Below are 21192 nucleotides of genomic sequence, written 5' to 3' on the forward strand. Positions count from 1 at the left end.
TCCAAAAGTGGTCGCTTGGAACCCGAGCACAGTGGCCAGTCACGTGCCAGCCCTCGGTTGTCTCCCGTTGCACTCTGGCCTATAGACTACCCTCCCCACCCCGTTCCATTGCCCCCTTGGGACAGATGTTCACGATGGGAACTGTGACTCTTATCCACGTCAAAAGGACAATTCAGGGCACTCCGGTACACGCACAAGAACCGTTCTATTGGGAAGTAATGATCAGCACGCGAACGATGACAACGTCATGGGCGGGAGAGCACTGCGAAGAGCGTCATGCACGCGCCCGCCATCGAGCATCGTGCACGGTTCTTCTCGAGTTCGCTGCTCGCTGCGGGGATCAGCGGGCTCCGGTTGCTCGCGCGTGCCCGCCACTCGTCCGGGAACGCGGGGCGGGCACGTTGGTTAGGCGAGGACGGTGACGACCTCGATGTGGGCCGTGTGCGGGAAGAGATCGAAAGATGCGAGCGACATGACGTTTCGTCCCTCCGCGACCATGGTGCTGACGTCGCGGGCCATGGCGGCGGGGTCGCACGAGACCAGGGCGATGGCCTGAGCGCCGGAGTTGGCGATGGCCTTCGCTCCGGGAATACCAAGACCTGCTCGCGACGGGTCGGCGATGACGACATCGGCGCCCTTGGAGCCCTCGGCAAGTGTCTTGGCGTTAATCGCGGCATGCGTGATTCGAGCATCGGGAGCGTTGCGCTTCGCGTCCCTGACGGCGGCGGCGTTGCCTTCCCACATGCGGACAGAACGTGCCTCCTTCGTGAGGGGAAGGGTGAACAGTCCAGCACCGCCGTAGAACTCGGCCACGCGGTCCTTGCTTTCGAGGCGAACGCCCTTGAGGACGGCATCGAGCAGCGTGACGGGTGCCTTCTCGTGGGTCTGCCAGAAGCCGGTGGCGCTGACCTCCCACGAATATCCGGCGGCACGCTCGAGAACGCGGGTGGAGGTCTTCTCCCCCGGTGCCCGATAGACGTCCTTGCCGACGGCAACGACGGTACCCTGACCCGAGGGGTCGACGATGCGGACGCGGTCCCCGGGCCGCCATGTGCCGGCCCACTCGTCCTGGTTCTCGATGATGGCGTTGATGTTCTCGGTTGCGAGCGGCATCGACTCTATGGCGACGAGGTCGCTGGAGGCGTACCCGTGCATGGCAAGCCTGCCATCGCCGTCCACATCGAGGTCGAGGCGAGTTCTGGTGCCAAGGCCCGGTCCGACCTCGACAACGTTGATGCCGAGTCCGCGGTCCTTGAGGTGCTCACCGAGCTTGCCGCCAAGGTGGTTGATGGAGTCCTCGAGAACAGCGGTCTTCCAGGCAAGCTGGGCGGAACGCTTGAGGTAACCGAGCTCCGCTCCCCCCGCCTCATTCCATACGTGATCAACACGATCAGGGGACGGCTCGAGAACGTTTGTGACCGTGCCCTTCCAGGTCTTTTGACTGTCGTCGATCTCGACCTCGACACGTTCACCGGGGACTGCCCCGGTCACGAGGATGATGCGGCCGTCGTCCCGCGCCAGCGTATATCCACCATGGACGGGATTACCCGCCACCAACTCACGTTTCACTGCTCTTCACTATCTTCCAACTGGTAGGGAACTTCAGCCACGATAACACCCGGCTCCAACTTCAACTCAGACAGGAGCGCAGGTGTTGAATGCCTAACAAAGAAGCGCTTCCACATGGCGTGGGAGGAGACAACGCGGGGCGCGTAGATGATGACGATGTCTCGTGGCGCCGCCTTCCGGAGGGAACGCACGTGGTCGATGACGGGGCGGCGTGCCGCTCCCCTCGGGGTGCCGAGGATGCGGAGCTCGACGGGCAATTCAGCGGCCCGCCAGTCACGGGTCAGTGCCTCGGTGTTGCTCGGATCAACGTCAACGACGAGTCCTGTCAGTGTCGACGGCCTCGTTGCCCTTGCGTAGGAGATGGCCTGAAGGGTGGGGCGGTCGAGCCGCTCAACAAGGACGATAGCGTGCACGCGGGTGGGCAGGATCCTGCCCTGCGACAGGTCGCCTGCCGCCAGGGTCTCGACAACCTTGCCCCTGCCCCTGCGGAACAGGAGCAGGATGATCGAGGGGACGAGTAGAACAACGAAAGCAACGATCGTGTAGAAGGGCTGAACGAGTGCCGCCAGCACCAACACCGCCACCGCCAGGAGACCAAGGAGCAAGCCAACCCTGATCGAGATCTTGCCGTCCTTGCGTTCCTCGAGGATCGTCGAGTCCCTCATGATCTTCCGGCCACGAGCAATGAGCCCAATCATGACGAGCAGGTAGGCCACAAAAAGTACCACCACGAGGCCCGTGGAAACCCCGAGGGAGGTCTCCATGAGCAGCGAGGCGGCCGAGCAGGCAACCGCGATCGCGATGATGACGATCCTGCGGGGGCGGTGAGCATCGGCGGGGGCCATGTTCTTCGGCAGGATTCCGTCCGTTGCGAGGGCACGCAGGTAGAGGGCGACCTGCGAGTAGGCGGCGAAGCCGATCCCCACCGCAGCAACAAAGAAGGCAATGCCGATGATCGCGGCACCGGTTGTTCCGAAGAAGATCTCACCGAGTGCGAGAAGCGGGGAGAGCCGAACGTTCGTTGGCATCTCCACCAGGTGCATCAGATAGAGGCTGGCGGCAATAACCAGTGTCGTGGGAAGGAGGACCGCGAGAACGGATTGGACCGACACGCGGCGCACCGATGCCTCGCCGAAGGAACGCTCCGTCAGTAATCCCGTGAGAGCGGCAGGAAGGCACGCCCCGACGGCGGCAATCACGAGCGGCCACTCGAGTCCCGTGCCGGCTCGTCCTTCAATGGTGCCGCCCGTGATCGCGTTGCCAACATTGATTCCATCGATGAGTTCGAGGAACAGTCCCGTGACGATGATGGCGATCATCCCAACAGCTGCGGGCACCATGGCGTACTTCAGCAGCTTCGCGTTCGGCTGATGGGAGAAGATGGAAGGTAGCGCAAGCACGAGAATCAGGATCGAGGTAATGATCGGGGTCGAGACAATGCGCAGGTCCAGGATCGGGATGAGAGAGTTGACGGCGATGACGGCCGCGAGCACAACGACGAACACGTAGGCCACGAGCTTGGATGCTGCCGTCACGACGGAGGGCACGTCCGACACGTAGCGGGCCACGAGGCGGTGATCCGCCGTGCGGGACACCATGCGTGCCAACAGGCCGTACCCGAGGCAGGTCGCGGCAAGGACAACGACGCCGATCGCGAGCACCTCAACATAGTTCACGCTGTGACCAACACCCATGCCCGCACGCAGGATTGAGTGCGGGGTTTGGATGAGTGCTAGGAAGGCAAGGCCACCCGCGGTTACGATCCGCAGCTGCCGATATTCACCCGGTGCGTGTACGACATTCATAATGGATTCAGGCTACGCCACGGAGCGACTTGGGGTAGCGTAACGTTCCGTGCACTACGTCATTATGGGATGTGGGCGAGTGGGTGCCTCCCTCGCGGTCGAACTCAGTAATCGCGGCCACTCCGTTTCCATCATCGATCAGGATTCCGAGGCCTTCCGCAGGCTCCCGGATAGTTTCGAGGGGCAGCAGGTCACCGGTGTCGGATTCGACCGGGAGGCCCTCGAGGAGGCCGGCATCGCAGAGGCGGCCGGCTTTGCCGCCGTCTCCTCTGGCGACAACTCGAACATCATTGCCGCCAGGGTTGTGCGCGAAACGTTTGGTGTCTCCAATGTCGTGGCCCGCATCTACGATCCCGAGCGCGCCGCGATCTACGAACGCTTCGGTGTCCCAACGGTCCCGACCGTGTCGTGGACGACTGATCAGGTGATCCGCCGCCTCATTCCCCTTCCCGCTCAGGTGGAGCTGCGGAACTCGACTGCTGAGCTGTCGATCTATCACGTTCAGCTCGGCACTCCCTGGCTGGGCAGGTCTGTGGCGGAACTGGAGAACCTTCTCCCCCTGCGGGTCGCGTTCCTCATTCGCGGCGGCGAGGGTGTCATTCCCCGCTACGACACCGTCCTCCAAGAGGGCGATGAGGTGCGTGTTGTTGCCGCACCCACCAACATCCGTCAGATCGAAGCCGTTTTGGCCGAGGGTCCTCGGGAGGAGTCAGAGTGAAGGTCATCATCGCGGGCGCGGGATCGGTTGGTCGCTCGATCGCGCGAGAACTCTCGAGTAAGTCTCACGACATCACCCTCATCGACAAGGAAACCCAGGCCATGAGGGTCGCATCCGTTCCCGACGTGGACTGGTTGCTGGGCGACGCGTGCGATCCACAGGCGCTCGCCGAGGCCGGCATTGAGGACTGCGATGTCATTGTCGCGGCCACGGGTGACGACAAGGCCAATCTCGTAACCTCCATGCTTTCCAAGCTCGTCTACGGCGTTCCCCGCGTCATTGCTCGCATCAATAATCCCCGTAACGAGTGGCTGTTTGATGAGAACTGGGGCGTGGACGTTCCAGTATCGACCCCCCGCATCATGACCTCACTCGTTGAGGAGGCCGTGTCCGAGGGCGATCTCGTGCGTATGACGAGCTTCCACAGGTCCGGCACGTCCCTCTACCAGACCCACCTGACCGACTCAGCTCCCGTGGTTGGCATGTCGATTGGCGAGGTCATTCTGCCCGCGGGCGCAGTGGTGACGGCAATCGTGCGCGACGGCACCCCGCTCAACGCAGAACGCGACCTCACCCTCGAGGGTGGGGATCAGATCCTCCTGCTGCTCTCCGAGGAAGCGGAAGTCGATCTCGACCTCATCGGTCAGCTTATGGGAGCGGACGTCACCGAACAGGAGTAGCCAAGCAGATGTAGTCCAGCAGGAGTGATCCTAGGTTCGTCGATCGGTTCTCAAACCCCGATCGTGGTGCTTCGGTATGTCCAAAGGCCGTCGATAATTCCAAAGGCCACAGAGATTTCCAAAGGCCTCCGACATTTTCCAAGTCAGTCGACACTTTTCAAGGACAGTCGACACCTTTCAAGACAGTCGACACTTTTCAAGACAGTCGACACTTTTCAAGGATAGTCTTGTGCAACTGCTGAGAGCAATGTCGTTGCGACGCTCCACAACGACGTGTCGAGGGATTGAAATCTACTGCTCTGACCGTTTCGCGTCGTTGCCTTCGGCTAGCGCGCCGGCTTCGGACGTATCCTCCTCGGCGTGCTCGCCGACGATGATCTTCTTGCCCGGTACACGGCACAGGACCCAGGTCAACCACGCGACCACTGCGAAGAGAAACGGTCCCATAAGGACGCGCGCGATGCCGAGGACCTCAACCTGATCGTCAGCAAGGTAGAGGGGCAGCTGGATGGCAAGGCGGAGGGCGAACATGCCGGCCCAGAGCCACGAGGCAATGTAGTAGCGGCGCTTGAGACCCGCCTTGTCCGGGTCGGTACGCCATGACTGGTCCTCACCCTTGAGGACCGCCACGGCCACGCCGATCAACGGCCACGTGGCGATGATGGAGATGAGGAACGCTGCAAGGTAGGCTCCGTTGGTCCATAGCCCCATGGCGAAGTAGTTCTCGGCCTCACCCGAGCGCCACGCCCACACGGCAGAAATGAGCACACCTATAGCTCCGCTTAGTGCCGGGGTGATGTCGATGCGCTGGATGAGGCGCACGATGAGGCAGACAGCGAACGTACCCACCGCCGTCAGCACGGCGGGGACGGTTTCACCGGTGATGGTGAAGACCACGACGAACAGGACCGACGGCAGGACCGTTTCGATGAGTCCGCGCACGCCACCGACTGCCTCCCAGATGGAGAAGTCGTCGGCCACGACGGACGCGAGACCGCCCTTCTTGGGAATGTCCGTGGGATCTGGTGTGGTCATAAATCGTCTGCTTTCAGCCAGTAGATCGGGTTGTACATCACCTGACGGGTGCTTCGTAGGAGCTTACCCCGTGCCGTGAGGTTCCGGCCCACCCGGAAGCCGGGCAGGTGACGGTGACCTACAAAAACGAGTTCTACCAGGTCGTCATCGCTGACGACCTGGACCTTGAAAGTGGGATGGGCATTCACCGCGGGGAGGGTGAGCGCCTGGATGCGTCCGGTGAATTCGACTTCACCGGTGACGTTCATGCAAGCTCCGGCAGTTCCGGGCCGCGGGTCTTGCCGGCCGGGATCTTCCCCAACTTGGCCTCAACGCGCTCCTGCGCCGACTCCGGCATCTCCAGCTCAAGAAGGTCACGCACAGGGTGGGGTTCCGCGCCGCGGTCGACGACGATCTCATCGAAGTACTTGTAGACCGTTTCCCGCACCTCCGCGCTCGAGACTGCCTCGCCCTCCACGGTGGCGCGCAGGAACCAGCGGGGACCATCGAAGCCGACGTAGCGGACGTGACGGATCTCGTTCACGCCCTTCTTGGGAACCATGGCCTCGATCTCGGGGCCGAAGGGTCCTTCACGGAAATTGGCTGTGCCACCATCACCCATCACGGTCTCGGCAAGTTCGTCACGAACGTCGGGCCAGAGAGCGGTGTGCTTGGGCGCGGCATACACATTGAGGGTGACAGAGGTGCCGGCGAACTGAACGAGAGCGCCGATCGCTGCCCTCGTGCGCTTGTTAATGGTGAACTGGACGCGAACACCGGACTTCTTGGGTAGGTGAAGTACTCCGAAGTTGTGCATGCCCTCAACGGACTCCACCTCGGAAATATCACGTGGTCCGCGCTGAGCGGGAGCGTCCTCGCCCGCGACCTCGGTGGTCTCCTCGACTACGTCGGTGGGTTCGGATTCCTGCTTCTTGCGTCGCGAGAAGAATGCCAATTCTTGCGCCTTTCAATATTGATCGATACCACCCTACCAAGAGATAGGTTTGTTGGATGCGCGGTATTGATGGGATGCTACTAGGGTGACCTACTACTCGGAGAAGCTCACCCCGAAAGCTTCAGTTCTTATTTCAGCAGCGGTTTTGTGCGGCATGTTTGGGCTGCTGGGATTGCCATTTTCTCAGCTCGTCACGCTCGTCGCCGTCACCACCTTGGCGATCGTGGGACCGCTCGTCATGTGGGCGATGGCTCCGAAGGTCTCAATCACGAAGTCCGGCGCTGGACCATCTGGTATTGAACTGCATTGCGGCAGGGCACACATCGACCTCGCCTACTTGGGCGAGGCCAGGGGTCTTGACGAGGACGGTCTCCACAAAAAGCTCGGGGTGGAGTCATCCGGCCGGGATTTTGTCTGCTACTCGCCTTGGATCAAGACGGGGGTAGCGATTGACAACACTGACGACAGCGACCCAATTGCGACGTGGGTGGTCTGTTCCCGTCACCCCGGCCGGCTCGTTGACTCCCTTAAGAAGCACACTCCGAGCAGATAAGCATGCCGTCCTTCTCGTACGCCAGCTGGCTACGGTGGTGAACAAGGAAGCACTCAGAGCACGTAAATTCGTCTTCCTGTGCGGGAAGAACTGCGACAGACAGCTCAACGTTCGACAGGTCAGCTCCGGGGAGCTCAAAGGAATCTGCGGCCTCAGCTTCGTCGACATCCACTGAACCAGACTGATGATCAGAGCGCCTGGTCTTCAACTGCTCGAGAGAATCCTCCTCGATATCTTCGTCCCGCTTGCGAGGTGCATCGTAATCAGTCGCCATTATGTACGCTTCCATACCCTAGGTTCGCTACCTACCTGGTAGCGGGGACATTATTGCCCCATTCGTGCGAATTATGCAAGTCCCTGAATGCTCCCGTCAAGGAGGCCAGCTAAACTAGTGAACACTCCGAGAAGATTGCCGGCTTTTTGCGCTACAAGCTGGCACCCTTGGTAGGAGATGTCATCTAGGAGGACACACATGCTCGAGCTCGAGTTTCTTGGGGTACAGCCCGATGGAAACCACATGACGCTGAACGATTCAGACGGTAACCGGTACTCCCTACCCATTACTGATGAATTGCGTGCGGCACTGCGCCGCGACCGTGTCGTGAGCCCGACAGAGGACCCCAAACCCATGTCTCCGCGCGACATTCAGGCCCATTTCCGCGCCGGCCGCACCCTCGAAGAGCTCTCCGAACTGACCTCCATGCCGGCCTCCCAGCTCTCCCCCTACGAGTTCCCCATCCTTGCTGAACGCGAGTACGCAGCCACCCAGGCACGCTCCTATCGGATCGGCCACGAGATCGGCGCACTCACCGTGGAAGAACTCGTCACATCGAGGCTTAAGTCCCGAGATGTCGCATCTGACAGTATCGCGTGGAGCGCAATCCGAGAACCAGGCAAGAACTGGCAACTGACCGCTACCTACACCGTGGCCGGCCGCGAGACCGTCGCAAGCTGGAGCATCAACCAGCAGACCAGCTCGCTGACCGCATTGAACGATGAGGCACGTTGGCTGTCCGAAACCGAGATCCCGATCAAGGATTCGCCGTGGCGTCCACTCTCCGTCTCTCCCCTCCACTCAGCAGAGGAGGACGAGGTCGTTCTGCAGAGCGCAGTCAGCGCCACCGAGACTCACGCATCCTCAGCTACCGTCGCATCCGCACCGGAAGCCACGGATCCTGAGCCGCAGGAGAGCAACTCCAAGGACTCCGACAGCTCGATCGTCTCCATGCTCGACACGCTCTCCGCGCGCAGGGGCACGAAGCAGGCGATCAGCATCGACGATTCGGATGATATTCCGCCCGCTGCTCATCCCCCGGCATCCCGCCCCGAGGAAGCAACGGACGCGACAGTCCTCTCCCTTCCCCCGCGTCCCTCACGCACACCCAACTTGGACATGGGTGAGTTTGATGGACCGAAGATGGCAAGGCCAGCTAGCTCGTCGGCGCGCAGCGCGGAACCGACCGCGAAGCCAGAATACGCTCCCTCATCCAACTCCTCTGCCGCAGTGTCGGCCGCGTCCTCCGCTAGCCCCTCCTCCCCCGCTCAGGCCACCAACACTGACTCGACTTCCGCGGATGTTGAGAAGAACGAGGCCACCGAGGACGACGGGCTGTTCAAGGATCCGGAGTCCAAGGCCCCGAAGCGCCGCAAGCGCGGTAGCAACCGTCCGGCCATGCCGTCGTGGGACGAGATCGTCTTCGGACAGTCGAAGGACTAGATCCCAGACCCACGAACTCGCCAGAGTTCCACACTTGTGACGTTGTGCCCCGATCGCCTGTTGGAGATCGGGGCACAGTTCATGAGGACTAAGGCAGAACTGTCAGCGACTGATCATTCATCGCCGACGATCAGTCGCCGACAAACAATTGCTTTTGCCATCAAGAATCTTCGGAGCAGCGGACTTAGCTGTCGGTTTCTCCGAGGGGCAGAGCATCCTCGGTGATGGGGGCGGCCCCAACCAATGCTGCGGTCATGGAGCGCAGGTGGTGCTTGCGGCACAGAACCTCGTAGCCGGTTTCTTCCTGGCTGCCCGTGTCTCCGACGACGATCTGTTCACCCTCAGTCACCATGAGGCCACCAACGGTGCGTGCGTTGTGGGTTGCGCGGGCACCGCACCAGCACAGTGCCTCGACCTGGAGCCTTTCAACCCGGTCCGCCAGCTCCATCATTCGTGCCGAACCAGCAAAGAGTTTCGTCCGGAAGTCCGTGGTGATACCGAACCCGAAGACGTCGATCTCGATCTCGTCGACGATGCGGGCGAGCTGCTCGACCTGCTCCACGGAATAGAACTGGACCTCGTCGCACACGAGGAAGTCGACGCGTTCGCCCCTCATCCTCCGATCGGTGATGAGCTTCCAAATGTTGGTGTCGGACGTGACCTCGATGGCAGGTACGTCAAGTCCGAGGCGGGACGAGAGTCGGCCCTCTCCTGCGCGGTCGTTGCGGGAGAAGATGAGTCCTTCGAGTCCCCTCGCGTTCCGGTTGTATGCGAGCTGGAGGGCAAGGGTCGACTTGCCGCAGTCCATTGTTCCGGAAAAGAAAACGAGCTCGCTCAAGACGTGACCTCCACTAGGCAGGGAATGTGCATTTCCTCATCGGTCAGCGAGCCGTGCAGACCGATGATGCTGAGGACGCCCGCGCTCATGAAGCGCGAATCGCCGATGCCAAGTCTGCCATGAGAGAAGGCAATGACGTCACCAATCACGGAGCGGGTCTGCTCACTTGCTGGACCAAGAAGTCCCGATTCTACCCACTCGTCCTTCGCCATGATGGTTGCGCGATCACCCAGGTAGTCCCGCCACCTCGCGGCCACGTCATTCGGCTTGTCCGTGTAGATCTGCGCGGCGCGCTCCTCACCCGCCAGCAGGGTGATGTCCGCCGCCAGCTCGGGAACGTCCGCGACATCGATGCGTTCCTCAACATCGATCATGCCGTGATCGGCAGTGACGATGATCATCGTGTCGGCAGGCACCTGCCGGGATAGACGAGCCAACCCGCCATCCAGCAACTCCAGTTCAGCAATCCACCGGTCCGACTTCCAGCCCTGACCGTGTCCCACGTGATCGACCTCGCCCCAGTACAGGTACACGAGATCCGTTGTCTTGAGCGCCCCGAGGGCGGCGTCGACCCTGTCGTCCAGTGTTTCTCCCACGACCGGCCTGCCGCCTCGCCACGCGGCGTTCGTCAGTCCCGAGCCAAGGAACTTGGCTGGCTGGACGATAGCCAACTCGCGGTCCTGTTCCAGGAGCTTTTCCCCGATGGTTTCCTGGCGCTGCCAGTCCTCGGCCCGCAGATCCGTGTTCCACGAGATGAGGCTGAAGGACTGACCCGTCTTCGGGTCCCGCAGCGAGTACCCCGCCATCGCGGTCTGCCCCGGAGGAAGTCCCGTCCCAAGCCCCGTGACGGCAGCCGCGGTGGTCGATGGGGACACGGTCCAGATCGGGTCGGGCCGATCAGCTAGCCTACGCCTGAGGTAGGGGGCGTGCCCGGTGCGAGCAGACAGGTTGTGGAACCCGAGGCCGTCAACAAGGACCACAACGACCTTCGACGCATCAGGCAGTTCAAGGACCGTGCGGGATCGAGTCGTATCCAAACCAGGGAGGTCGTAGCCGAGGACACCGGCGGCGCCGGCAAGGACGTCTGTCACGCAGGGTCTGAAATCTGTCATGCGTACCAGCTTAGTGGGTGACCACCTCCACGCCCCGAAGCGGCTCTGCCTCACAGATTCCCAAGGTGCGCCATGGAATAATGGCCCAATGGCAAAACCCAAGAACACGAGCATTCCCACCGATATTGCTGAGCACATCGTCGATATTGACGTATCGGAGGAAATGAAGGGTTCATTCCTTGAGTACGCCTATTCGGTGATCTACTCCCGCGCACTGCCGGATGCGAGGGACGGTCTCAAGCCCGTGCAACGCCGCATCCTGTTCCAGATGGACCAGATGGGATTGCGTCCCGATCGCGGCCACGTGAAGTCCTCCCGCGTTGTCGGTGAGGTCATGGGCAAGCTCCACCCCCACGGCGATGCCGCCATCTACGACACCATGGTTCGCATGGCGCAGCCGTTCACCCAGCGCCTGCCCCTCATCGACGGTCACGGAAACTTCGGCTCCCTCGACGATGGTCCCGCAGCTTCTCGTTACACGGAGGCCCGCCTAACGGCGGCCGCCCTTGCCATGACCCGGGATCTCGACGAGGACACCGTCGACATGGTTCCGAACTACGACAACTCCTACATGCAGCCCGATGTCCTTCCCGCTGCCATCCCCAACCTGCTCGTCAATGGCGCCACCGGCATCGCCGTCGGCATGGCAACGAACATGCCTCCCCACAACCTTGGTGAGGTCATTTCGGGAGCCAAGCACCTGCTGGCGAACCCGGATGCCACCCTGGACGACATCATGCGGTTCATTCCCGGTCCGGACCTGCCCGAGGGCGGCAAGATCGTCGGTCTCAGCGGCATCCGCGAGGCCTACGAAACAGGCCGCGGCACCTTCAAGACCCGCGCCACCACCCGCATCGAGAACGTCACCTCCCGCAAGAAGGGAATCGTCGTGACCGAGCTCCCCTACCAGGTGGGTGCGGAGAAGGTCATTGAGCGCATCAAGACTGCCGTGCAGTCGAAGAAGATCCAGGGCATCACGTCCGTTCAGAACCTCACCGACCGTCACCACGGGCTCCGCCTCGTCATCGAGGTGAAGAACACGGTCAACCCGGACGCGATCCTCTCAAAGCTGTTCAAGTTGACTCCGATGGAGGACTCGTTCGGTATCAACAACGTGGCCCTGGTCGACGGCAAGCCGCAGACCCTCGGCCTGCTTCCCCTCCTCAAGGTCTTTGTCGACCATCGCGTGAACGTCACGAGGCGTCGCAGCAGCTTCCGCCTCGGCAAGGCCAAGGACAGGCTCCACCTCGTCGAGGGCCTCCTCATCGCCATCCTCGACATCGATGAGGTCATCGCGGTGATCCGAACCTCGGACGATACCGCCGCTGCACGTGATCGACTCATGCAGGTGTTCGACCTGTCTGAGTTGCAGGCCGAGTACATTCTCGAGCTACGCCTGCGCAGACTCACGAAGTTCTCTCGTCTCGAGCTCGAGTCCGAGCGGGATGACCTGCTCAAGACCATCGGCGAGCTTGAGGAGATTCTGGCCTCCGACAAGCGCCTCAAGGAGCTCGTGGCCGATGAACTGACGGAGATCTCCCGCCAGTTTGCTACCCCGCGTCGCACGATCCTGCTCGAGTCCGACGGCACCGAGCAGATCATTGCCGATGAGGACGTTGAGGTCAGCGACGAACCCTGCCACGTGGCACTCTCCGTCACGGGACTCATTGCTCGAGCATCAGAGGTTCCCGAGAACCTGGGTCGGCAGTCACACGATGCGATCGTCTCGTCCGTGCCGGCCACCACCCGCGGCCAGATCGGTGTCGTGACCGCGACCGGTGAGGTTCACCGCCTCGACGTTGTCGACACCCCTGCGCTCCCCAAGGGCACAACGTCGCTCGCAGGTGGCGTCCCCCTCAAGGAACTCCTACCTCCGGGAAGCGAACCGGTTGGGCTCATCTCACTCGAGGAGGATGCTACCCCGGTGACTCTTGCGACTGCCCAAGGCAAGATCAAGCGGGTCACGCCGGGATACCCGAAGGCCGACGAGTTCGCCATCATCTCTCTCTCGGAAGGCGACTCGATCGTCGGAGTGGGTCATGCCGGTGACGATGCTCAGCTGGTGCTTGTCACGTCGGATGCGTACCTGCTTCGCTTCGGCGCCGACGCCGTCCGCCCCCAGGGTCGCACCGGTCAGGGCATTGCCGGCATCAAGCTCGCACAAGACGCTGTGGTCCGTGCCTTCGGTGTGGTGCCAGGTGATCTGCTGGCAGAAGCCAAGGTCGTCACGATTACCGGATCCTTCGGGGCACTCCCCGGAACGGAGACCGGCTCGGTGAAGGTCAGCCCGCTCGACCGTTACCCGGCCAAGGGACGCGGCACCCTCGGTGTCCGCACCCACCGCTTCCTGCGCGGCGAGGATATGCTCTCCCTCGCCTGGGTCGGACTCGATCCTCGCGCTGTTGGTACCGGTGGTCAGCCCATCGACCTTCCCGAGGTCAACGAGAAGCGCGACGCATCCGGTACCCCGCTCACCACGATCGTGGGCGGCATCGGCTAAGAACGTGCGGCGCAGGTCGCACCACTTTAGTGCCCCACGCTGGTGTCGCAGCGTGGGGCACTATCCTCACTTGATCCGCCCACATGACGTGTTCAGCTCACTTACAAGTGGTAAGCCCGGAAGTGAAGGACTTAGATTTCGCGGACTTTTGATCCATTGATCAACGTGAAAGTTTGAGAACATGGCCCTATGACCTCAATAGTCTGGGACATGGGCGGGACGCTCTTTGACACGTATCCATCGATCGACAATGCGTTCCGTGAGCTCCTGCTCGAACACGGCGTCGATGTCGAGTTCTCCGAGATCTCTGCCCTCACGAGGGTGAGTCGCGATCACGCCATCGAAACATTATCCGAACGCTCCGGGATCGCTGTTTCCCTCTTTGAGGAGCGCTACGAGCGGGTCAAGCAGACGTGGGAGGTTCATCCCGCTCCCCTCATGGCGGGAGCCCTCGATGTTGCCGCTGCATGCACCAAGAGCGGCGGCAAGAACCTTGTCGTCACTCACCGCGATCGAGAGTCAGCTCAGCAACTGCTCGACACCACGGGGTTCATCGCGGACGACATGATCTGCGCCTCGGATGGTTACCCGCGCAAACCTGATCCGACGATGATTCAGGTGATTCTCTCCCGTAACGACATCGAGGCACGGGACTGCGTGGCCGTTGGGGATCGTGGGATCGACATGGAGGCGGCGCTCGCAACTGGGGTGACCCCCTACTTTCTGGTGACTGCGGGAATCTCAACCACCTACGAGGGAGCCCAGCCCATCGGTTCGCTCTTCGAACTCCTGCCCCACATTGAATAACTGATAAAGCAAGGACCGACTAGAGCCAAGACCGACCAAAGCCACTGGTAAAGCTACCTGGAATGACGACGCCGCCATTTTCCATGGCGGCGCTGCCCTTGACTCTTGCGAGGGTCTAGAAGATGTCTCCGGGTTCGGGCTGCGGAGCCTCCCCACCCGGGAACACGGGCCGGGAATAGAGGATCGTCTTACGGACCGGCTCGTAGCCGAAGTGGGTGAACAGGTCCAGCATTGGTGAGTTTCCCTCCGCGTCAACGCTGATGTCCATCCCCGCGTACTCCACGCCGGAGTCCTCGTAGGCGTCGGCAGCTGCATTGAGGAGGACAGTCGCAAGGCGGAGGCCGCGATAGTTGGGAAGGACCACGAGTTCCTCCGTGTAGCCCTCGGACCAACCGAAGGCCGACCAGTCCTGCTGATACTTGTGGGACAGCAGGTAGCCCGCGAGCTTCGCACGATCGGAGCGACCATCGACCACGATGAAGGACCACTCGGGTGTAAAGAACTGGGATTCGACAGCGTCGCTCAACTCGGCCAATTGAGAACGGAAGGTTGCACCGAGCTCGGTGTCCTTCACTTCCGACCACGGGTGCAGTCGGAAGAAACTGGGAAGCTCAACGTGGGAACGTGGTCTGGCGAGGTCCCTGCGGAACTGGACGTAGCCGCCACCGGGTTCGAAATCGGCCCGTTCCAGAAGATCGATGAGGCCGTCGCGTCCCTCATCGACATGAACCTCCATGCGAGCGTCCGGACGGCCCTTCGCCAGCTTGCGTGCGGAGGCGTCAAAGAACTGGATGACCTGCCTGCCGAGACCGTATCCGCGGTAGTCGGGATGGGTGCCACCGGAGCAGCGGAGCGGTCCACCATCATCCGGTACCCGGACCACGCCGTAGCCCGCGAGGACACCATTAACAACAAGTCCCAGCGACTCCGTGTCCATGCCGGAATCAAAGTAGTCTTCGAGTTCGGACGGGAGTGTACGGAACGGTGAACGGTCGTGCTGTTCAATGACGGCGACCATGCTGACGAGTTCGGGCAGACGATCCCGAGTTAGTTCAATCCGCATCACATCTCGATGGCGTAGACGATGTCGGTTGACCGCGGGAAAAAGTCCCAGCGCGTCACCCAGGACTTGGAAGACTCGTTGAGCTTGGTATCGACCGTCGTTCCGGTCGCGCGGATCCCAGCTACGCTGCAGGCTTGCAGGTGGGCGGACATGAGGGCGTCCGCGATTCCACGGTTGCGCCAGCCGCGCTCTGTTGCGAGGAAGACGATTCTGGACTCCGCGCCAAACTCCCCTTCGTCGACTCGCGCGAGCAGGAAACCCACAACGAGGGGATCCTCGTTTGTTACGGCCACGAAGGACAGGGCGGGATCCATCTGGCCGGCTTCCCGAGCGAAATCGAGTGATGGGATGAGCCTGCCACCGAGCCTGTGCGACTGGGAGCGGTTGAAGACCGTGCGGATCTCCTCGCCCAGGGAGGGATCGAATGGAATGAGGCCCACGCGGGCTTCATCGAGCTTTGTCTGAATCGCTGAGCTCGGTTCCTCGTTCCGCTCAACAGTGCGCACGAGGTACTCAATGGTGCGGTTGGGGCTGAATCCCGCGGCGGCCAGGAGCCGGCGGCGCTCAGTCAGGTGCGAGACAACCCGTGACTCGATGGAGACGGGGAGGTCCCGACCGTCGGCCGAGATGAGCTGGCGTGCCCTGCCGTCCTGCCAGTCGATGAGGGCGCGGCCAATGCCTCTCCCCCGCCATGGCGGATCAATGAAGGCCTCGAGTTGGCTGACGTGCTCCGAATCGACACCCGCGAGAAGAGCCACCTTTGCCACTGCGCGGAGCTCGCCGTGGGAGTCGCGACCGCCGAGCATCTCGTACGTGTGAGCCGTTAGCGCCGCGCCGAGGAGTGGTTCGAGGTCCTCTTTCCGACGAACAAGGGAGGGGCGATCGTTCGGCCGGCACCTCATGTCCAGTTCGTAAACTTCGTTCACATCGTCAGCTCCGAGATATGCCCACGAGAGCCCCAGGTGGGATCCTGGGAACTCGAGATTGACGGGCACTCGCAAACGCTGATCGAGGGATCCAGCGCGCGCAGTCACGCGGTTCGACTCCATGCTCGACAGTTTACCAGGGCTCAGATGTCGATTCGGGCCCGATCCACGTCGCTGGAACCGTCGATGATGAACTCCTTGCGCGGGGCGACGTCGTTGCCCATGAGAAGTTCGAAGACGCTTTCGGCTGCTTGGATCGATTCCTCGTCCGCCATCGACACTCTGCGCAGGGTGCGCTGGGACGGATCCATCGTCGTCTCAGCAAGCTGATCCGCATCCATTTCACCCAGACCCTTGTATCGCTGAATGGGTTCCTTGTACTTGCGTCCCTGCTTCTCCAGCTTCTTCAGCAGCGCGGTCAGTTCGGCTTCCGAGTACGTGTAGACGATCTCGTTCTTGGCCTTGCCCCGGCCGATCACATCGACTCGGTGGAGCGGAGGGACGGCGGCGTAGACGCGGCCAGCCTCGACGAGGGGACGCATGTAGCGGAAGAACAGGGTGAGCAGGAGGGTGCGGATGTGGGCGCCGTCGACGTCAGCATCGGTCATGAGAATGACCTTGCCGTAGCGCGCCGCCTCCAGGTCGAACGTGCGACCGGAACCGGCACCAACCACCTGGATGATCGAGGCGACCTCGGCGTTCTTCAGAATGTCGGCCGGGGATGCCTTCTGAACGTTGAGGATCTTTCCTCGGATTGGGAGCAGTGCCTGGAACTCGGAGTTGCGAGCAAGCTTCGCGGTACCCAGGGCCGAGTCACCCTCAACGATAAACAGTTCCGTGTTCTCAACGGCCTCGGAGCGGCAGTCGGAGAGCTTCGTCGGCATCGTCGAGGTCTCGAGCGCGTTCTTGCGTCGCGAGATTTCCTTGTGGAGGCGAGCGGCAACCCGCGCCCTCATCTCCGCCACGATCTTCTCAAGCAGGCGGTTCGTTTCGTCTCGCTGGGACCGGTTCGTTGACGACAGGATCTCGATCAGACCATCCCCCACGACCTTGTTGACAATGCCGCGGACGGGTCCGGTGCCGAGGATCTCCTTCGTCTGACCCTCGAACTGGGGTTCCGGAAGGGACACGGTGACGACGGCGGTGAGGCCGGCGAGAATGTCTTCCTTCTCGATCTTGGGGTCCTTGGCTGTCAGCTTCAGCCTGCGGGTGTTGCCCTCGATCAGCTTTCGGAGCGCGCGGGTGAGGCCGGCTTCAAAACCCTGGACGTGGGTGCCACCCACGGGGGTGGCAATGATGTTGACGAACGACTTCATGGTTGTCTCGTAGCCCTGCCCCCAGGCTAGAGCCACATCGACGGTGCACACGCGCTCAGTCTCGACCGGGACAAGGTGCCCTGTCTTCTTGTCGAGGGTCTGGACGGTCTCGGTAAAGGAACCGCTCCCCTGCACGTGGATCGTGCGGGTCACGGCAGCGTCGGGGGCAAGTTCCTCAACGAAGTCGACAACGCCGCCATCGAACCTGAACTCTTCCTCCACGGGTTCCTCACCCCGTTCGTCACGAATGACGAGGGTCAGTCCGGGAACGAGGAACGCGGTCTGCTTGGCGCGGCCAAGAATCTGGTCGAGCGACATCGAAGTCGACTCGGGGAAGATCTGCGGATCCGGCCAGAACCGGACGCGGGTACCGGTCTTCTTCTTCGCAACCTTGCCCGTGATCTCGAGAGACGAATCAGTCGTGAAGGGAGTGAACTCGTTGTCCGGGGACTTCTTACGCCCATCCTTGAAGACGCCGGGCTCACCGCGGCGGAACTTCATGGAGTGGGTCTTGCCGTCCCTATCGACCTCGACATCGAGGCGCTGGGACAGGGCGTTGACAACGGACGCACCGACGCCGTGCAAACCGCCCGAAGCCGCGTACGAGCCGCCGCCGAACTTACCGCCGGCGTGCAGCTTCGTGTAGACAACCTCCACACCGGACAGGCGCACACCGGGAACTTCGTCAACGGGGATGCCACGACCATTGTCCTCAACGATGACAGAACGGTCGGGAAGAAGTGTCACACCAATGCGGTCGGCGTGACCCTCGAGAGATTCGTCCACTGCGTTATCGATGATCTCCCACAGGCAGTGCATGAGGCCGCGAGAGTCCGTCGAGCCGATGTACATGCCGGGTCGCTTACGGACCGCCTCGAGGCCTTCGAGGACAGAGAGATGACGAGCGGTATATTCAGGCACCGTTCGATGGTAGTGGAGTTTGCCCCAATAACCGCATATTGCCTCGCCAATGTGAAAAAGTGCGGGCTAAATCAACATGTGATTTAAGCCCGCACTCGTGGAAAGATTGCGTTGTCAGTTCACGCTTTCTGCCGTGAGCTGTGACCTCTCGTCAATAATGTTCTTTGCCGTTGCCGACAACTTGTCGAGGTGCTGGTTGGCGTGGTGACCGCAGAAAAGCAACGAGCCGGACTCGAGCTCAACCTTGACGTACGCGCGTGCACCACAGGCGTCGCAGCGGTCTGTCGCGGTCAATGGCGTTGGTTCTACTACTGATGTACTCACATTTATATACAACCACAGTTCACTTCGTTTTCATCCCAACGTCCGTGTGAGTTCGCTTGCGGCCCAAAATACCTCCATTTCCCGAGATCGACGAGACCTCTACATCCCCGACCAGCGCACTCAGTATGACAAACCGGACAATGGGCGCATTCGTTTCGTGGTGGTGACGGATCTGGGGGAGAATCGGAGCGTGGAATTTGCAGTAGTCGATCTCGAGACAACGGGCCTTGATGCCCGGGTGGATCGCATCATCGAGATCGCCATCATCATCGCCGATAATGATGGCGACGTCGTGCAACGCTGGTCGAGCCTCGTCCAACCGCATCGGCCCGTCGACGCCACACACATCCACGGCCTCACGGACGAAGACCTGACTGACGCCCCCTCCTTCCACGACCTGATTCCCACCATCCACGAACTCATCACAGGGCGAGTCTTTGTCGCCCACAACGTGCGGTTCGACCTCGACTTCCTCAATGCTGAGTTTGAGAGGAACGGTTTCCCCCTCGACCTGCCACGAGAGATCGGGGTCTGCACGATGGAGCAGTCATACATTTACTTGCCCGAGGGCAGGCACAATCTGGTTGCCTGCCTCGAGCGCGCCGGGATCGCACGACCCGTCCATCATCGGAGCCTCGGCGATGCCGAGTGCGCGCGCGAACTTCTCCGCTTCTATCTGTACGCAGAGGAGACTCGCCAAAGGTACATGCATGTCGCGACCAACAGGTTCGGTGACGAGATCCTACCCCTCGAGTGGGAACGTGCAACTCGTGCAGTAGGCACCCAGGCACCGCGCCCCATCAGGACTCGTTCCTAACGCATCTCACGCGTTCTACTTCCCAAGTCCCCCTCCCCAGACACCTGTGATTCCCTGAAAGCTGCTTCCGGGTACGACTGAGGCCCTCCTACGAGGGCCTCATGTCAGTGCGTACTGGTTAGGACGTGCCTCTTAGTCGAGGTAGTCGCGCAGAACCTGGGAGCGGGACGGGTGGCGGAGCTTCGACATGGTCTTCGACTCGATCTGGCGAATGCGCTCACGGGTCACGCCGTACTTCTTACCAATCTCGTCCAGTGTCTTGGGCTGACCGTCGTTGATGCCGAAACGCATCGTGATGACGCCGGCCTCACGCTCGGACAGGGTGTCGAGAACCTGGTGGATCTGCTCCTGAAGAAGGATGTGCGCGACGCGGTCGGTCGGCACAACTGCCTCGGAGTCCTCAATGAGGTCACCGAACTCGGAGTCGCCGTCCTCACCGAGCGGGGTGTGGAGAGAGATGGGCTCGCGGCCGTACTTCTGAACCTCGATGACCTTCTCCTCGGTCATGTCGAGCTCCTTGGCGAGCTCCTCTGTCGTTGGTTCGCGACCAAGATCCTGGAGCATCTGACGCTGCACGCGAGCAAGCTTGTTGATGACCTCAACCATGTGGACCGGGATCCTGATAGTGCGGGCCTGGTCCGCCATGGCGCGGGTGATGGCCTGGCGGATCCACCAAGTTGCGTAGGTGGAGAACTTGAAGCCCTTCGTGTAGTCGAACTTCTCGACCGCACGAACAAGGCCTAGGTTGCCTTCCTGAATAAGGTCAAGGAAGAGCATGCCGCGGCCGGTGTAACGCTTCGCGAGAGAAACAACGAGACGCAGGTTCGCTTCGAGCAGGTGGTTCTTGGCGAGCTGACCGTCGCGCACCATCCACTTGAGGCGGCGCTCGTAAGCCTTGTCCTTGATCTTGTCTCGGTCCTCGGTCAGGATGTAGTTCGCGTAGAGGCCAACCTCGATGCGTCGAGCCAGCTCAACCTCTTCCTCTGCGGTGAGCAGAGCAACCTTACCGATCTGCTTGAGGTAGTCCTTGACGGGGTCAGCCGTAGCACCAGCGACGTGAATGCGCTGGGCAGGCTCGTCCGCACTATCGGAGTCCTTGACAACGAACTGTCCGGTGCGCTCCTCGGCGTGACGCATGGAGCGGCGGGTCGGGCTGTCCCCGGCCTCGGCCTTGTCTTTCTCGGTATCGTCGTCCTCATCGTCTTCGAGATCGACGTCGTCTTCTTCCTCGTCGAGGTCGACGTCCTCTTCCTCGATGTCTTCAGCATCAAGGTCGGGTGAGATAGCCGAATCGAGCTCGTCAGGGGACTCAACGTCCGGCTTGACGACCTCGTCCACCTCGGACTCAGCATGTGCGGCGGCCTTCTTGGTGGCAGGCTTCTTCGCGGCGGTCTTCTTCGCGGGCGCCTTCTTCGTCGGAGCCTTCGCGGTAGTCTTCGTCGCAGCCTTCTTCGTGGTACGGCGCGCAGACGTCTCGACATCCTCCTTCACGTCTGTGTCGGGGGTTCTAGTCTTAGTCGCTTCAGACACTGAATACCTTCCAAATTAGAGGACGGT

The 21192-nt window shown here is 61.4% G+C and carries 20 protein-coding genes; 7 read left to right on the plus strand and 13 right to left on the minus strand.

Annotation, left to right across the window (positions count from 1 at the left end; translation table 11 throughout):
* Window positions 1-405: 405 nt before the first annotated feature.
* Together QMB98_RS02565 and QMB98_RS02570 are read right to left on the minus strand one after the other, a co-directional pair.
* Window positions 406-1569 carry a class I SAM-dependent RNA methyltransferase gene (locus QMB98_RS02565; protein ID WP_371684078.1) on the minus strand — a complete coding sequence of 388 codons (1164 nt, stop codon included), beginning with the start codon at window positions 1567-1569 and terminating at the stop codon, window positions 406-408.
* The gene (locus tag QMB98_RS02570) at window positions 1566-3374 is read right to left on the minus strand and encodes an amino acid permease (RefSeq protein WP_371684079.1); all 1809 of its coding nucleotides are present in this window, start codon (window positions 3372-3374) and stop codon (window positions 1566-1568) included. Before QMB98_RS02570 ends, QMB98_RS02565 begins: the two co-directional genes overlap by 4 nt.
* A 49-nt stretch (window positions 3375-3423) precedes the next feature.
* On the opposite strand from QMB98_RS02570, the gene QMB98_RS02575 reads away from it, so the two are divergent.
* Entirely contained in the window at window positions 3424-4092 is a 669-nt protein-coding gene (locus tag QMB98_RS02575) for a TrkA family potassium uptake protein (RefSeq protein WP_371684080.1), read from the plus strand.
* The gene (locus QMB98_RS02580; protein WP_371684081.1) at window positions 4089-4772 is read left to right on the plus strand and encodes a TrkA family potassium uptake protein; all 684 of its coding nucleotides are present in this window, start codon (window positions 4089-4091) and stop codon (window positions 4770-4772) included. The genes QMB98_RS02575 and QMB98_RS02580 overlap by 4 nt, the downstream gene beginning before the upstream one ends.
* A gap of 291 nt (window positions 4773-5063) precedes the next feature.
* Here QMB98_RS02580 and QMB98_RS02585 read toward each other — a convergent pair whose 3' ends face one another.
* From QMB98_RS02585 to QMB98_RS02595, 3 genes are read right to left on the minus strand one after another with little or no spacing between them, the layout of a single operon-like run.
* Window positions 5064-5807: a DUF3159 domain-containing protein gene (locus QMB98_RS02585; RefSeq protein ID WP_371684082.1), complete on the minus strand. Its 744-nt coding sequence runs from the start codon at window positions 5805-5807 to the stop codon at window positions 5064-5066.
* Window positions 5804-6055, minus strand: a complete 252-nt coding sequence (locus QMB98_RS02590; protein ID WP_371684083.1) for a hypothetical protein — start codon at window positions 6053-6055, stop codon at window positions 5804-5806. Before QMB98_RS02590 ends, QMB98_RS02585 begins: the two co-directional genes overlap by 4 nt.
* Window positions 6052-6741 (minus strand): DUF3710 domain-containing protein, encoded by a 690-nt coding sequence (locus QMB98_RS02595; RefSeq protein WP_371684084.1) that lies wholly within the window; start codon window positions 6739-6741, stop codon window positions 6052-6054. Before QMB98_RS02595 ends, QMB98_RS02590 begins: the two co-directional genes overlap by 4 nt.
* Before the next feature lie 85 nt (window positions 6742-6826).
* On the opposite strand from QMB98_RS02595, the gene QMB98_RS02600 reads away from it, so the two are divergent.
* Window positions 6827-7294 carry a DUF3093 domain-containing protein gene (locus QMB98_RS02600; RefSeq protein ID WP_371684085.1) on the plus strand — a complete coding sequence of 156 codons (468 nt, stop codon included), beginning with the start codon at window positions 6827-6829 and terminating at the stop codon, window positions 7292-7294.
* Here the strand turns inward: QMB98_RS02600 and QMB98_RS02605 are convergent.
* A complete protein-coding gene (locus QMB98_RS02605; RefSeq protein ID WP_371684086.1) occupies window positions 7269-7568 on the minus strand; it encodes a DUF4193 domain-containing protein in 300 nt (99 codons plus the stop codon). The two genes, QMB98_RS02600 and QMB98_RS02605, sit on opposite strands and share 26 nt — an antisense overlap.
* Before the next feature lie 198 nt (window positions 7569-7766).
* Here QMB98_RS02605 and sepH point away from each other — a divergent pair, with 198 nt between their 5' ends.
* Window positions 7767-9011 (plus strand): septation protein SepH, encoded by a 1245-nt coding sequence (sepH, locus tag QMB98_RS02610; RefSeq protein ID WP_371684087.1) that lies wholly within the window; start codon window positions 7767-7769, stop codon window positions 9009-9011.
* A 184-nt stretch (window positions 9012-9195) separates the two neighbouring features.
* Here sepH and QMB98_RS02615 read toward each other — a convergent pair whose 3' ends face one another.
* Window positions 9196-9849, minus strand: a complete 654-nt coding sequence (locus tag QMB98_RS02615; RefSeq protein ID WP_371684088.1) for a thymidine kinase — start codon at window positions 9847-9849, stop codon at window positions 9196-9198.
* Complete coding sequence (locus tag QMB98_RS02620; RefSeq protein WP_371684089.1) at window positions 9846-10961, minus strand: alkaline phosphatase family protein; 1116 nt, start codon at window positions 10959-10961, stop codon at window positions 9846-9848. The genes QMB98_RS02615 and QMB98_RS02620 overlap by 4 nt, the downstream gene beginning before the upstream one ends.
* Window positions 10962-11049: 88 nt before the next feature.
* Between QMB98_RS02620 and QMB98_RS02625 the strand changes: the two genes are divergently transcribed.
* Window positions 11050-13461 (plus strand): DNA topoisomerase (ATP-hydrolyzing) subunit A, encoded by a 2412-nt coding sequence (locus QMB98_RS02625; protein ID WP_371684090.1) that lies wholly within the window; start codon window positions 11050-11052, stop codon window positions 13459-13461.
* 189 nt (window positions 13462-13650) lie between these two features.
* On the plus strand, window positions 13651-14268 hold the full coding sequence (locus QMB98_RS02630) for an HAD-IA family hydrolase (protein WP_371684091.1): 618 nt from the start codon (window positions 13651-13653) through the stop codon (window positions 14266-14268).
* A 115-nt stretch (window positions 14269-14383) separates the two neighbouring features.
* Here the strand turns inward: QMB98_RS02630 and QMB98_RS02635 are convergent, their stop codons facing one another.
* From QMB98_RS02635 to QMB98_RS02650, 4 genes are all read right to left on the minus strand, one after another.
* On the minus strand, window positions 14384-15331 hold the full coding sequence (locus QMB98_RS02635; protein WP_371684093.1) for a GNAT family N-acetyltransferase: 948 nt from the start codon (window positions 15329-15331) through the stop codon (window positions 14384-14386).
* A complete protein-coding gene (locus QMB98_RS02640) occupies window positions 15331-16380 on the minus strand; it encodes a GNAT family N-acetyltransferase (protein WP_371684094.1) in 1050 nt (349 codons plus the stop codon). Before QMB98_RS02640 ends, QMB98_RS02635 begins: the two co-directional genes overlap by 1 nt.
* Before the next feature lie 20 nt (window positions 16381-16400).
* The gene (locus QMB98_RS02645; protein WP_371684095.1) at window positions 16401-18494 is read right to left on the minus strand and encodes a type IIA DNA topoisomerase subunit B; all 2094 of its coding nucleotides are present in this window, start codon (window positions 18492-18494) and stop codon (window positions 16401-16403) included.
* A gap of 114 nt (window positions 18495-18608) precedes the next feature.
* Entirely contained in the window at window positions 18609-18788 is a 180-nt protein-coding gene (locus QMB98_RS02650; RefSeq protein WP_371684096.1) for a hypothetical protein, read from the minus strand.
* A gap of 220 nt (window positions 18789-19008) precedes the next feature.
* Here QMB98_RS02650 and QMB98_RS02655 point away from each other — a divergent pair, with 220 nt between their 5' ends.
* On the plus strand, window positions 19009-19635 hold the full coding sequence (locus QMB98_RS02655; RefSeq protein ID WP_371684097.1) for a PolC-type DNA polymerase III: 627 nt from the start codon (window positions 19009-19011) through the stop codon (window positions 19633-19635).
* Window positions 19636-19767: 132 nt separating this feature from the next.
* Here QMB98_RS02655 and QMB98_RS02660 read toward each other — a convergent pair whose 3' ends face one another.
* Window positions 19768-21165, minus strand: coding sequence for an RNA polymerase sigma factor (locus QMB98_RS02660; protein ID WP_371684098.1), 1398 nt, complete (start codon window positions 21163-21165; stop codon window positions 19768-19770).
* Between the last annotated feature and the right edge of the window lie 27 nt (window positions 21166-21192).

Origin of the sequence: Flaviflexus sp. (genome assembly GCF_041440645.1) — a bacterium.
Taxonomy (GTDB): Bacteria; Actinomycetota; Actinomycetes; order Actinomycetales; family Actinomycetaceae; genus Flaviflexus.

Excerpts from the sequence above, each read along its gene's own strand:
- QMB98_RS02570 (WP_371684079.1), bottom strand. The coding sequence starts at position 3,374 with ATGAATGTCGTACACGCACCGGGTGAATATCGGCAGCTGCGGATCGTA.
- QMB98_RS02605 (WP_371684086.1), bottom strand. The coding sequence starts at position 7,568 with ATGGCGACTGATTACGATGCACCTCGCAAGCGGGACGAAGATATCGAG.
- QMB98_RS02640 (WP_371684094.1), bottom strand. The coding sequence starts at position 16,380 with ATGGAGTCGAACCGCGTGACTGCGCGCGCTGGATCCCTCGATCAGCGT.
- sepH (WP_371684087.1), top strand. The coding sequence starts at position 7,767 with ATGCTCGAGCTCGAGTTTCTTGGGGTACAGCCCGATGGAAACCACATG.
- QMB98_RS02585 (WP_371684082.1), bottom strand. The coding sequence starts at position 5,807 with ATGACCACACCAGATCCCACGGACATTCCCAAGAAGGGCGGTCTCGCG.
- QMB98_RS02630 (WP_371684091.1), top strand. The coding sequence starts at position 13,651 with ATGACCTCAATAGTCTGGGACATGGGCGGGACGCTCTTTGACACGTAT.
- QMB98_RS02635 (WP_371684093.1), bottom strand. The coding sequence starts at position 15,331 with ATGCGGATTGAACTAACTCGGGATCGTCTGCCCGAACTCGTCAGCATG.
- QMB98_RS02620 (WP_371684089.1), bottom strand. The coding sequence starts at position 10,961 with ATGACAGATTTCAGACCCTGCGTGACAGACGTCCTTGCCGGCGCCGCC.
- QMB98_RS02590 (WP_371684083.1), bottom strand. The coding sequence starts at position 6,055 with ATGAACGTCACCGGTGAAGTCGAATTCACCGGACGCATCCAGGCGCTC.
- QMB98_RS02625 (WP_371684090.1), top strand. The coding sequence starts at position 11,050 with ATGGCAAAACCCAAGAACACGAGCATTCCCACCGATATTGCTGAGCAC.